The 12937-nt window shown below is 57.6% G+C and carries 11 protein-coding genes; 4 read left to right on the forward strand and 7 right to left on the reverse strand.

Annotated elements, in window-relative coordinates; translation table 11 throughout:
• Nucleotides 1-11: 11 nt before the first annotated feature.
• Nucleotides 12-3101: an efflux RND transporter permease subunit gene (locus tag CFT65_RS04660; protein ID WP_088826835.1), complete on the reverse strand. Its 3090-nt coding sequence runs from the start codon at nucleotides 3099-3101 to the stop codon at nucleotides 12-14.
• A complete protein-coding gene (locus tag CFT65_RS04665; RefSeq protein ID WP_088826836.1) occupies nucleotides 3101-4201 on the reverse strand; it encodes an efflux RND transporter periplasmic adaptor subunit in 1101 nt (366 codons plus the stop codon). Before CFT65_RS04665 ends, CFT65_RS04660 begins: the two co-directional genes overlap by 1 nt.
• Before the next feature lie 227 nt (nucleotides 4202-4428).
• On the opposite strand from CFT65_RS04665, the gene CFT65_RS04670 reads away from it, so the two are divergent.
• Nucleotides 4429-4935: a molecular chaperone DnaJ gene (locus tag CFT65_RS04670; protein WP_088826837.1), complete on the forward strand. Its 507-nt coding sequence runs from the start codon at nucleotides 4429-4431 to the stop codon at nucleotides 4933-4935.
• 2 nt (nucleotides 4936-4937) lie between these two features.
• Here the strand turns inward: CFT65_RS04670 and CFT65_RS04675 are convergent, their stop codons facing one another.
• Nucleotides 4938-5726 (reverse strand): secretin N-terminal domain-containing protein, encoded by a 789-nt coding sequence (locus CFT65_RS04675; protein ID WP_088826838.1) that lies wholly within the window; start codon nucleotides 5724-5726, stop codon nucleotides 4938-4940.
• A 357-nt stretch (nucleotides 5727-6083) separates the two neighbouring features.
• Here CFT65_RS04675 and CFT65_RS04685 point away from each other — a divergent pair, with 357 nt between their 5' ends.
• Nucleotides 6084-7136, forward strand: a complete 1053-nt coding sequence (locus CFT65_RS04685) for a 3-deoxy-7-phosphoheptulonate synthase (protein WP_088826840.1) — start codon at nucleotides 6084-6086, stop codon at nucleotides 7134-7136.
• Here CFT65_RS04685 and CFT65_RS04690 read toward each other — a convergent pair.
• Nucleotides 7081-7752, reverse strand: coding sequence for a LysE family translocator (locus CFT65_RS04690; protein WP_088826841.1), 672 nt, complete (start codon nucleotides 7750-7752; stop codon nucleotides 7081-7083). The two genes, CFT65_RS04685 and CFT65_RS04690, sit on opposite strands and share 56 nt — an antisense overlap.
• A 174-nt stretch (nucleotides 7753-7926) precedes the next feature.
• Between CFT65_RS04690 and CFT65_RS04695 the strand changes: the two genes are divergently transcribed.
• On the forward strand, nucleotides 7927-9369 hold the full coding sequence (locus tag CFT65_RS04695) for a dihydrolipoyl dehydrogenase (RefSeq protein ID WP_088826842.1): 1443 nt from the start codon (nucleotides 7927-7929) through the stop codon (nucleotides 9367-9369).
• 18 nt (nucleotides 9370-9387) lie between these two features.
• Here the strand turns inward: CFT65_RS04695 and CFT65_RS04700 are convergent, their stop codons facing one another.
• Entirely contained in the window at nucleotides 9388-9663 is a 276-nt protein-coding gene (locus tag CFT65_RS04700) for a DUF2061 domain-containing protein (RefSeq protein WP_216360408.1), read from the reverse strand.
• Between the two features lie 229 nt (nucleotides 9664-9892).
• Between CFT65_RS04700 and CFT65_RS04705 the strand changes: the two genes are divergently transcribed.
• Nucleotides 9893-10366, forward strand: a complete 474-nt coding sequence (locus tag CFT65_RS04705; protein WP_088826843.1) for a Dps family protein — start codon at nucleotides 9893-9895, stop codon at nucleotides 10364-10366.
• Nucleotides 10367-10421: 55 nt separating this feature from the next.
• Here the strand turns inward: CFT65_RS04705 and CFT65_RS04710 are convergent, their stop codons facing one another.
• On the reverse strand, nucleotides 10422-11546 hold the full coding sequence (locus CFT65_RS04710) for an NAD(P)/FAD-dependent oxidoreductase (RefSeq protein WP_088826844.1): 1125 nt from the start codon (nucleotides 11544-11546) through the stop codon (nucleotides 10422-10424).
• Entirely contained in the window at nucleotides 11546-12859 is a 1314-nt protein-coding gene (locus CFT65_RS04715) for an SAM-dependent methyltransferase (protein ID WP_088826845.1), read from the reverse strand. The genes CFT65_RS04710 and CFT65_RS04715 overlap by 1 nt, the downstream gene beginning before the upstream one ends.
• Between the last annotated feature and the right edge of the window lie 78 nt (nucleotides 12860-12937).

Genomic DNA, 12937 nt, shown 5'->3' on the forward strand with positions numbered 1-12937 from the left:
CTTGCATCTGATCAGTGGGCCGGAGCTGATTTTTCCTCAGGTCCGGAGCCGTTGCCATATTGCTCGGAGGCTGAACCGTGGTGATCACGGCCCAGCAGGATATAGAACGCTGGCAAGACAAAGATGGTGAACAGCGTGCCGATACCAAGACCTGCGCTGATGGTCAGGCCGATGGCAAAGCGGCTCTCTGCACCGGGGCCTATGGCAATCAGCAGAGGCACCATGGCGAAGATCAGCGCCAGTGATGTCATGATGATTGGCCGCAGACGAATGGCTGCCGCCTCGATTACCGCATCCACCTTGTTCAGCCTACGTTCCTTTTGCAACTGGTTGGCAAACTCGACAATCAGGATGCCGTTCTTGGACACCACCCCGATCAGCGTGATCAGACCCACCTGGGTATAGATGTTCATGGTGGCAAACCCGAGCACGATGAATGCCATCGCGCCCGCCACCGACATGGGCACCGATACCAGGATAATGAACGGATCCCGCCAACTTTCGAACTGGGCTGCCAGAACCAGGTAGATGACCAGCAGAGACAGGAAGAAGGTCACCATCAATGCGCTGCCCTGGGTGGCCAACTGTCTTGTCTGGCCGGTGTAGTCGTAGGTGTAACCCTGCGGGAACACCTCGGCCGCGGTCTGCTCCATAAAGTCCATGGCAGTGCCTGCGGCCACCCCGGGCATAACCACACCCTGAATGGTCAGAGAGTTCTGCTGGTTGAACTGGGTCCGGTTGGACGGTTCAACATCCTGGGTGAAGCTGACGACGCTGCCCAGCGGCACCAGTTCGCCGTTGTCTGCGCGAATGTAGTACTCATTGAGCGCCTGGGCATCCAGCCGGAACTGCTGATCAACCTGCGGAATAACCTGGTAGGAACGGCCCTCCATGCTGAACCGGTTGATGTAGCCACCTCCGAGCATGCTCGACAGGCTCTGGCCGACGTCCTGCATCGACAGGCCGAGGTCCGCCACACGGTCCCGATCAACGTTGATGCGCGTTATGGGACGATCAAAGTTGATAGATTTCTGCAGGAACATGAAGTTACCGCTGCCCATGGCTTTGCCCAGCAGTTCGTCAGCCACCTGGTCCAACTGCTCATAATTGTTGCCGGTGGTAATCACGAACTGGAACGGCAGGCCGCCGCCAGAGCCTGGCAGGGAGGGGCGCGGGAACACGGCGGTTTGCAGTCCGGTGACGTTCTTCAGCTCGGCATCCAGCTTGGGCTGGACTTCAAACTGACTGATGTCCCGCTCACTCCAGGGCGCAAGCTTGAAGCCACCGAACACGGCATTCGGGCCGGTGATACCGATGATCATGAAGTCTTCGTTGTAGCCCGGAACCGTCGACATACGCTCCTGGATTTCATCGCCGTGCTCCAGCAGGTAATCCAGGGTCGACGTCTGTGGGCCAAGGCCCTGATAGAACAGAATGCCCTGGTCCTCGGTGGGAGCCAGCTCGTTCTGGCTCATGGAGACCATGAAATAGATGGAGCCCAGCACCACGACGGCGAAGAAAACGACGACCGACTTGGTTTGCATCAGCGAGCTCAGGGCCGACTTGTAGGTGGCGGCGAGGCCGTTGAAGGTTTTTTCTACAGCGTTCTCGAATTTACCAGGGTTGCCATGAGGTTTGAGAACTTTGCCCGACAGCATGGGCGAGAGTGTCAGAGCAACAATGCCGGAAATAACCACAGTTCCTGCGAGCGTGAAAGCAAACTCGGTAAATAGCGACCCAACAAGTCCGCCCATGAAACCGATAGGTGCGTATACCGCCACCAGGGTGGTGGTCATGGCAATGATGGGAACCGCCATCTCACGGGCGCCATTGATCGCGGCGTCAAAACGGGATTCGCCCTGCTCAATATGCCGGTGAACGTTCTCTACCATGATAATGGCGTCATCCACCACGAGGCCGATGGCGAGAACCATCGACAGCAGGGTGAGCAGGTTCAGCGAGAAGCCGAACATCAGCATGATGAAGGCGCCGCCAATCAGTGACAGCGGAACCGCAACCGAAGGAACAATAGAAGCTCGAACCGAACCGAGGCAGAGGAACACGACCACCAGAACGATGATCATGGCTTCCAGCAGTGTCTGGATAACCTCGTTGATGGAGTCTTCGATAAAGTCCGATGCGTCGTAAGCCAGGCGTACATCCAGGCCGGACGGTAGCTGGTTTTCGATATCCGGCAGCTCGTCTTTCACCAGGCCTGCGACCGTCAGCGGGTTGGCCCCGGGAGCCAGTTCAATGGCGACATAGGTGGCCGGTTGCCCCTTGTAAAGAGCCAGCTGATCGTAGGTTTCTGAGCCCAGCTCGACCCGGGCGATGTCTTGCAGGCGGATCTGGGTGCCTTCGGACTGTTTGACGACCAGGTTGCGGAACGCGTCCGGATCAGCGACGTCGGTGTCGCTGGTCATGCTGATCTCGGTGTAGGTGCCTTTGGTGTTGCCCACGGCAGCCTGATAGTTGTTGGCGCGGAGCTTTGCGACCACCTCCTGGGGTGTCATGTCCACGGCGGCCAAACGCTCCGGATCCAGCCACACCCGCAGGGCAAATTTACGACCCAGCAGTTCGGCCTTGCCGACACCGGAAAGTGCCTGCAGTCTGGGCTGGACAACGCGGGTCAGGTAGTCGGTGATCTCAGGCACCGCCAGCTCGTTACTGTAGAAGGCGATGTACATCAGGGCGGTTGAGTCACCGGTGGTGGAGGTGATTACCGGGTCCTGGGCCTCCGCCGGCAGCACATTGCGCTGGCTCGCTACCTTCGCCTGGATTTCCGCAAGGGCTGCGTTGGCGTCATAGTTCAGCACCATCTTGGCTTCGATGGTGGAGGTGCCCTGGGAACTGGTGGACGTGAGATAGTCGATACCACTCGCCTCGGCAATTGCCTGCTGCAGTGGCGTGGTAATGAAACCTTTGATCAGATCGGAGCTGGCGCCGGGATAGGCCGTTGTCACGGTCACCGTGGTGCTTTCAAGCTCAGGGTACTGCCGGATTTCCATTTCCATGGCGGCGCGGGCACCCAGAAGCAGGATCAGCAGGCTGACCACCGTCGCCAGTACGGGACGGTGGATAAAAATGTCGGTGAAGCGCATTACTCAGACGCCCCCTGCTTCTGCTCTTCGTCCTGAATGGCAACCTTCTGGCCTGCTCGCAGACGCAGCAAGCCCTTCTCGACAACGGTTTCGCCGGCTTCCAGCCCGGACAGAACGGCAACACGGGTGTTGCGGGTTTCGCCGGTGGTTACCGTGCGACGATTAACGACCAGATTGCCCTCTTCGTTTTCTTCAACCACAAACACAAAGTCGCCGTAAGTGTTGTAGGAGATGGCGGTGCGCGGCACAGTTACCACTTCGTTGTCTTCCGGTTGCTGTGTCAATACGGTGGCAAACATGCCCGGACGCAGCAGGTTGTCCGGGTTCGAGAGCGTGGCGCGAACGCGTACAGTCCGGGTCTCCGGGTTAACCGAGGTGTTGATCGCGCTGACGGAGCCCTCGAAATCCTCTTCCGGAACAGCCGCAACGGTGGCAACCACGGGGTAGCCTGTCGCTACGTTCGGAAGGTTTTTCTCGGAAAGGGTATAGTCGATATAAATCGGGTCCAGCATATTGATCTCTACAATCGCGGTGCCGGTGGCAACGTACTCGCCCTGGTCGACCATCCGGATACCGAGCGTACCATCGAACGGCGCCCGAATGATTTTCTTGCTCAGCTGGGCTTCGGCCTCGTTTACCCGTGCGCGAGCGGCGTCGAAATTGGCCTTGGCTTCATCGTACTGGGACTGCGATACTGCGCGTTTGGGCAAAAGGTCGGATACCCGTTTGAATTCCTGCTCGGCCAGTTGCGCCTCGGCGCGGCGTGTGCGAAGAGCAGCCTCATCAATGGCGGCGTCAATGCGGATTAATACGTCGCCCTGTTTGACCACGTCGCCGGATTCGAAATTGATGGTTTCGATCACGCCAGGCACCTCATTGGCCACCTGGATACCATTAATAGCTTCAACACTGCCCACGGCCTTGATGGCCGGTGTCCAGGCTTCGTTCTGGGCCTCAACCGCGGAAATCTGGGCCGGCGGTTGGGGCTGGGACATCTGCTCTTGCATCTGGCCAAACTGGTAGAACTTGTAGCCGAAGATGCCTCCGAGCACTACGCCGAGAAATATAATGACGATCAGAAAGCGGGAAGCAGTGCGCATGGTTCGTGTCCTGAGGATCTGTGTCAGATTTGGAGAAGCATAGCATCCTACAAAATCAGGGTCGCTATTGTCACCGGGTTGTAAGTATTTCTATCTAGACTCCGGGCTTGCCGGACTTGATAAACATCATGGTTGTTTTCGTGGCGGGCGTTTTTCCGCGCAGGGCACTGGCAATGTAACAGGCGTCGGTGACAGAATTACGACGGTATTCAGGGTGAGGATCAACCATGCAGTGGATTCTGGGAATCGCGTTGGCAGCCGCCGTGTTTGTGATTCTGAAACAGTGGGGCGCGTTGTCCGCCGAAAAGAAAAAGGCGGCCACCTGGAAAGTTGTTCTTGTGATCGGTGGCGCCTTGCTGGTTTTCATGGTTCTGACCGGTCGAGTCCATGTACTGACGGCAGCAGTGGCGGCCGTGATTCCCCTGTTGCGCAAGCTGCCCGCGCTGCTGAAATTTGCCCCGGTCATCAGCCGGTTCATGGGCGAAAAACAGCAGGGAGCAGAGCAGGAGCAGGCAAACCGTCAATCCGGCCAGCGCACGGATCTGACTGGCCAGATGTCAGAACGCGAGGCCTGCGATATCCTTGGGGTGAAAGCCGGCTGTGCTGAAGAAGAGGTCGTGATGGCCCATCGCCGGCTTATGCAGAAGCTTCACCCGGACCGGGGTGGCAATGACTACCTGGCGGCCAAACTGAATGAGGCCAAGCAGATTCTCCTGGGCAAACGAAACGCCTGAGGTCAGGGCAGAAGGTCAACCCGCACTTCAAAACTCCGGTTCTCGGAGCGGCTGCTGTTTACCTGGTAGGTGATGCCACTGCGCTCCTGGCTCGAACGGGTTGCTGTGCTGCCCAGCGACACCCACTGTCCTGGCTCAACCCGCCGAATGGTGACCACCGCCTCCGTTTCATAACCGTCCAGGTTTGCCGGCTCCTCCTCGAACGAGACAATGTTCAGTTCCACCGCCTGATCAGAAATCACCTGTGGGCTGACCAAAAAACCGCTACGGGTTTCGACTTGTTGAAGGAAAGCTGCAGGATTCCGTCCGCCGCGAACGGCGACTGGAATCGTCCGGATCTGGCCCGAGGTAATATGCGCCGACTGGCCATCCTGCATAACCAGTGTTCGTTCCTGGGCGCTGCCGGTCGTGGTAATGCGGCGTTCCGCTGATATTTTAGCCTGGCCTCCGGACGCGGAAATGCCGGCGCCTGAGCGTTTGCCGCCGCTATCTGTTCTGGAGCGAACGGTGATGCGGATCTGGACTGGCGCCACGTCCAGAGTTTCGACAAGCCGTCCGATTTCGTCCAGCAAGTCTGGCTCACCGCGCACCACCAGTTGTTGGCCACGGGCGGTCACGGTCACTGGCGAGCCCTGGTAAAGCTCGCGAATTTGCACGGCCACATCGTCGCCCGGTCTGTTATCAAGCTGGTAAACGCGGGACTCCGCTTGGGCCAGAGTCTGGCTGGAAAAAAGCCCCAGCAATAGAACCAGGAAAAGCTGCGGAGGGTATCGTCGGACAAAAACGGCCATTGAGTGCTCCCAATCCTTCCGTCGGCATTGAAAAAACTCCGACACACGGGTTGCCAAGGTGAAAACCAGGGGTATATATTGAAAAGCATGAAGACGACACACGCGACCTGTCAATTGAATGTTTTGCAAGCTTTCGGCACCAAGCCGGCGGCTGCAGTCGCTGCTGTGTTTTTTTGGTGGTTTGGTTATGGCTTTTATTTTAGCCAGAGCCGGGGCCGCCCATAGCATCTTCATCGAACGAATAACGAGGAAGGCAGCCCGGCAGAAAACCCAGGCTGCCACCGGACTCAAAAAGCCCCGACTGGTAGCCCAGCCGGGGTTTTTTTGATTCTGACGCAGGGAAACGGAAACACTGACATGAACATGCCCTTGAACACTGAACTGACACAACAGGATGAGGAGTCTCCGGTCGTCCACCGACAGGAAGTGGTTCTGCCAACGCCGGCGGAGCTCAAGCAGCAGATGCCGGTGAGCGACTCTGTCCTCCGGCAGGTGGAAGAGCAGAGGCAGTCGATCCGGCGGATTTTGCAAGGTACGGACGCCAGAACCCTGATCGTGATGGGACCCTGTTCCATCCACGATGAGGTGGCTGCCCTGGAATACGGGGAGAAGCTGAAGGCGCTGGCGGATGCGGTCAGCGACCGCTTCCTGATTGTTATGCGGGCGTACCTGGAGAAACCACGAACCACCGTGGGCTGGAAAGGGCTGCTGTACGATCCCGAGCGCACTGGTGCAGGCGATCTGCATGAGGGGCTGCGTCGCTCCCGCCGCCTGCTGCTGAACCTGGCTGCCATGGGACTGCCACTGGCCACTGAAGCCCTGAGCCCATTCGCTATGGATTACCTCGGGGATCTGGTGAGCTGGACGGCTATTGGTGCTCGAACCACCGAGTCTCAGGTGCATCGGGAGATGGTCAGTGGGCTACCCATGCCGACCGGCTTCAAGAACGGCACCGATGGCGGTATCGCCGTGGCCACCAATGCCATGAAGTCGGCCTCCCATTCCCATCATCATCTTGGGGTTTCGGCCACAGGCGCGCCGGTCATGATTACCACCCGGGGGAACCCCGACACCCACCTGGTGTTGCGCGGTGGCCGCGGCATTACCAACTACGATGCGGCAAGTGTCGAGCAGGCCGTCGGCACCCTGGGAAATGCCGGCTTGTCCACGGCTGTAATGGTGGACTGCAGCCATGACAATGCCTGCAAACAGGCCGAGCGCCAGATGGATATCGCCCGTGAGGTGATGGCCCAGCGCCGTGCCGGCAACCACCATATCCGTGGTCTGATGCTGGAAAGCTTCCTGGAGCCGGGCCGCCAGGACGACGGTGACGATCTGAGTTACGGCTGTTCGATTACCGATCCGTGTCTAGGATGGGCGCAGACGGAGGCTCTGATCCGCTCACTGTAGACAGTAGCAGCTGGCCGGCCAGCAACAGGAGTACACCGCCCATCAGCCGGTCCAGCCAGTGGCCAAACCGGTTAAACCCCCGGCGAACCCGTGGCAGGGTAAAGAAGACGGCAACCATGGCAAACCAGAGCCCGGTGGCCATGGCCATGTAAAAGCCGTAGCCGGCCTGGAGTGCGATGGGCGTGCCGGGGCTGATTACAACGGAGAACAGGGAGACAAAAAACAGCGTCGCCTTGGGGTTCAGGGCATTGGTCAGAAAGCCCAGGCGCAGGGCTGCGATACCGGATTGCCCACCTGTTGGATCCTGTTCCACATGAACGCCTCCGGCCCTTGCCCGCAGGCATTGCACAGCAATCCAGGCGAGGTAAATTGCCCCCAGCACCTTGAGGACATTGAAGAGCATGATCGATTGCTGGATCAGCAGGCCAATCCCCAGGAGAGAGTAGCAGATATGCACCAGAATTCCGCCACCGATACCGATGGCCGTCAGCAGCGCATTCCGCCGGCTCTGGCATAGAGCCTGTCTGAGCATTACGGCAAAGTCCGGCCCGGGGCTTGCCACTGCCAGCAAGTGTACAAGGGCGACCGTCAGAAATTCCGGCCAGTAACTCTGCATATTCCCAACTCCTCTCCTGCGCCTGCCGTTGGCTGAAAAGTCTGACAGCATAGGCTGAATCCATGCTTTTTTCACGGTGTGGGTGAAACTAGCCATGGCCTCTATAATGAGGTCACACCCGTTCGAACCTTCCCTGTTCCCCGATGCCGGGAATGCCTTTCAGGAGACCCTTGTATGGAAAAGCGAGCCGTAGATGTTGCCATTATCGGCGCTGGTACCGCCGGTATGGTGGCGTATCAGCGTGTGCGCAAAGCGACCGATAAGGTGGTGTTGATCGAGGGCGATCAGTACGGAACGACCTGCGCCAGAGTCGGGTGTATGCCAAGCAAGCTTTTGATTGCGGCTGCCGAAAAGGCGCATCAGATGCAACTAGGCGACCTGTTTGGGGTGTCTGCCGCAACCATCAGAGTCGATGGCAGACGGGTTATGGAACGGGTCCGAACCGAACGGGACCGTTTTGTGTCTTCCGTAATTGGTTCGGTAGAGAAGTTTCCGGAAGCGCACCGTCTGAAGGGGCACGCCCGGTTCGTCGGGCCGAATCGTTTGGTGGTGGGCGGCAATCTGGAAGTTCAGGCCGAGCGGATCATCATCGCGACCGGTTCCCGGCCCAATATTCCCGGGTTTCTGAAAGAAGCCAAGGACCGTCTGGTGGTGAATGATGATATTTTCGAATGGCAGGATTTGCCCGGTTCGGTGGCGGTCTTCGGCCCGGGCGTGATCGGACTGGAGCTCGGGCAAGCCTTGAGTCGGCTTGGGATTCGGGTGCGAATGTTCGGAGTAGGCGGGGCGGTCGGCCCGCTCCAGGACGACTCGATTCGGGAGTATGCCCTTAATACCTTTAACGAGGAGTTTCCGCTTGATCCGGAGTCAGATGTAAGGAAAGTTGAGCGGGTTAATGACGGTGTTGCCATTACTTTTGTGGATGGGGATGCCGGTGAAAAAACAGAAACCTTCGATTACCTGTTAGCGGCAACCGGGCGTCGACCCAACATCGACGGGCTGGATATCCAGAATGCCAATATTGACCTGGATGAAAAGGGAATGCCCCTGTTTGATCCCCATACCCTTCGCTGTGGACAGAGTCACATATTTATTGCCGGCGATGCCAATAACAGTTTGCCCCTGTTGCACGAGACGGCCGACGAGGGGCGAATAGCAGGCGACAACGCTGCCTCATACCCGGACGTGCGAACAGGGCTTCGCCGCACGCCGTTGGCAGTGGTCTTCACCGATCCGCAGATTGCGACAGTCGGGCTGACGATTCATCAGGTGGGTGAGCGTTGTCGCGGCTGTTTCGCCGTTGGCGAGGTGTCTTTCGAGGATCAGGGCCGCAGTCGGGTGATCGGCAAAAACAGAGGCTTATTGAGGGTTTACGGTGAGCATGGAAGTGGGCTGTTTATGGGAGCTGAGATGTTTGGTCCAGCGGCGGAGCACATTGCCCATCTGCTCGCCTGGTCTGCCCAGCGAAGACTGACCGTAACCGAAATGCTGGAAATGCCGTTTTACCACCCGGTCATTGAGGAAGGGCTCAGGACTGCTCTCAAAGACTTGAACCGCAACCTGAATATCGGGCCGGCTCCCGAAGAAGGCTGCACCGATTGTGGGCCAGGCATCTGAGCCGGCCCCTGATCGGGCTTAACAGGTGTGAGGCTGGGTGTGGGTTAGAGTTCCAGCTGTCGCCTCTGCATTTCGCAGGCGCCGGGCCCAGATTTTTTCATGGAAAAAATAGGCAACAGTGTTAATTGCGGGTTCCACCATGGCGATCAGGCTTCCGATGAGGATGTCGCCGGTGAGAAGGTAAGCCACGGTAAAGGCGACGGTAAAATGGGTGAGGGCGAACGTTACCGTCTTGATCAGCGACTGATCGCCATTCGTGCCATGGTTATGTACGAACAGTTTTAACGCGCTCATGGTTCTCTCCGGTTTCGTTCGTGGATAGTTATATTTAATGCCGGTTGAGAATGATTGTTAAATGAATTGTATCGAGAATTGCGATAGCGTTTAGCTATATTTTGTAGGGGTTGCATAGCGTTATGCAACGCCCCTATCGCCGAGATTAGCAAACTAAACTTCCCGGCGTCTGACGATCGGGCGTATAGTTTTAGCTAGATTGACGTCATAACTGCCAAGGAGACGCATTATGGGTAAGAATTTTATTGGTCTTGATACCGAGAAAGCAGCAAAGCTTGCAGATTCTCTGAACGATCTGCTGTCCAACTATCAGATCTTCTACATGAACGTCCGGGGTTATCACTGGAACATCAAGGGCGACAATTTCTTTGAGCTGCACGTGAAGTTCGAGGAGCTGTACGACGATCTGCTGCTTAAAATTGATGAGATTGCAGAGCGCGTGCTGACTCTTGGCCATCGGCCGGCTCACGCCTACAGCACATACATAGAGCGCTCTGAAGTGCCTGAGCGTAAGGATGTTTCTGACGGCAAGGAAGCGATGGAGAACATCGTCGAAAGCTTTGCCAAACTGATCGGCAAACAGCGGACATTGCTCAGTATGGCCGGCGAAGCGGAAGACGAGGGCACCGTTGCCCTGATGAGTGATTATATCTCCCAGCAGGAAAAGACGGTGTGGATGTATCGCAGCTATCTCGGTCACTGAGTCGAGCGAACTGAATGAATGGCGACCTCCGGGTCGCCATTTTTTGTTCCCGGTCTCAGACAGCGACTTGCAGCGGCGGCACCTCCTGATGGAGGAACCATTTCTCCGTAACCACTTTTCTTGTAAACCAGTGCGACCGCATCAGGCTGCTGGCCAGTGGCATCTTGACCCAGTCCGGCACCTGCCAGCCCTGGTCTGCCACGGAGGCGCGAGTGCCGAAGCGTTCGGCAATGGCATCACCGTAGATCTGCAGGGAGGAAGCTGAATAGTCGGTGGCCTGGCGAATCACATCGGCCGCCAGCAGGGCCGATTCGACCGCTGGCCGAATGCCTTCGCCGCTCTGGGTATAGGCGAGGCCGGCGGCGTCGCCAATCAGCATCACACCATCGTCTACCAGCGGCCTGTCGGCATGGGCGTAGAGCAGATAGGCATGGCCCTTGAATCGCCCGGGCAGGTCCTCTGGAATGCGACCGGCGGATTTCATTTCCTCAACAAACGCCTCCAGATGCCCTGTCAGCTTGTGGTTGTCTTCCCGGCCCAAGCCAATATTAAGGAAATTGCCCTTACGGAAAACCCAGGCATAGCCCTTGAGGTCCCGACAGAACCAGAGTTCGGGCGTATCGCCCCGGGCCTGGCAGGCTGAAGCCTGTTCCGGTGTCATCTCAAATTCAACCTCTTTGGCCGCCACAACGGTTTCATGGCCACCGGGGCCATCCCCCAGCAATCGCGCAACCGGGCAGAAGTGACCGCCGGCACCGACAATAAGAGGCGCTTCCCAGGTGTCATTGACGACCCAGTTGCCGTCTTTACGAACGATGGATTTGACCGGCGTGGCCAGCTGTTTCGGAGTGTTGACGCGGCTGAGAAGGTAGTCGTCAAACTCACACCGGCGAATACCGTAGCTGACCACATCGCCGTGATCGTTCTCGACGGCCGGCTGGCCCATCATCCCGATGCGGAAACGCCGAATCGGCTGAAGAGTTCGGCCGTTTGCATATTCTTCAGGATCAATCTTCAGGGTCTCCATCACGGCAGGCGTAACCCAGCCTGCGCAGGTTTTGTCCCTGGGAAAGTCCTGTTTATCAATGATCAGAACCTTTTTACCGCTTTTCTCAAGGGCGCTGGCCAGGGTGGATCCCGCAGGGCCCGCCCCAACGATGATCAGGTCGTAGTAATCCATCAGGCCTCCTCGGGTGATGCAGGAAATTCGTAAAGATCCCGTCTGTTCTGAGGCAGCTTGTTATTGTCACCATGGCTGAAGACTACCTGGAACAGCTGCAGGGAACCGGCCCGGAAGGCGGCGATGGATCCGGCCAGATAGATGCGCCAGGCCCGGGTGAAGTGGCCGTCATACATGGCAGTGACCTTGTCTTCGTTCTGGTTGAAGCGTTCCATCCAGTCGTTCAGGGTCTGGGCGTAATGCAGGCGCAGGTTCTCGACGTCCAGGACTGAAAAATCACCGTGCTCACAGATCTGCATGAATTCGCCGATGCTTGGTGGATAGGCGCCCGGGAAGATGCGTTTCTCGATCCATGCGTTCATCAGCATCGGGCGGTTGCGGCCAATGCTGTGCAGCAGGGCAATGCCGTCGGGCTTGAGGCTGCGTTTGATGAGTTCGGACAGAGCCTCGTAGTTTTCCTTGCCCACATGTTCCAGCATGCCGATGGAAACAAAAGCATCGTACTGTCCGCTGATGTTGCGGTAATCGTCTTCGACGTATTCCACCAGATGATCCAGGCTCTGCTTGGCAGCCTCTTCCCGGGCATAGGCCAACTGTTCTTTCGAGATGTTGTAGGAGTGAACCTTTACGCCGTGGTTGCGGGCCATATAGCGGGCCAGTCCGCCCCAGCCACAACCAGCCTCGACCACGGTCATTCCGGGCTTGAGCCGGAGTTTGCGACAGACGTGTTCCATTTTTGCGAGTTGGGCCTGCTCAAGGGTCAGGTCCGGGCTCTCGTAATAGGCGCAGGTGTACTGCATTCCAGCGTGATCGAGCCAGAGCTGGTAAAACTCATTGCCCAGATCGTAATGGTGGTGGATGTTTTCCCTGGCCTCAGAGATACCGGTGGCGCGGGGGTTATGATTTTTCCACAGCGCTTCCAGCCATTTGGGCCATTTCTGGCGCGCACGGTGAACCGAGCGATAAAGAACTTCCATCAGATCCGGCAAGTTGCCCTCCACCTCAAGACGGCCGGCGCTGTAAAGATCGCCAAATGCAAGGTTAGGGTTTGCGACCAGTGCATAGAGGGCTTTGGGGTCGGTCAGATGCAGAGTAAATTGCGCGAGTTGACCCTCCGGTTCGATCATATCCCCGTTCCAGAGCTGGAACCGAACCGGTGGCGAGCCTGCCATACGCATCAGCTTGGCAATCAGCCAGCGCTCGTACGTGTGCGGTGACCGGTCCACGTGGGCATTTTCCAGTGGCAGGGTCAGAAAATGGTTTTTGGATTCTTGCCCGCTTTCACGGACTTTCTGGGCAGTGCTCTGGTTCATGGACTCCGCTCTCCCTTGATAACCTCAACATCAATGTTTTGCCGATGTGCGCGCGCCAGGGTTCCCGAATACCAGTCT

It is taken from the genome of Marinobacter sp. es.048, assembly GCF_900188435.1.
In the GTDB taxonomy this organism is placed as follows: Bacteria; Pseudomonadota; Gammaproteobacteria; order Pseudomonadales; family Oleiphilaceae; genus Marinobacter.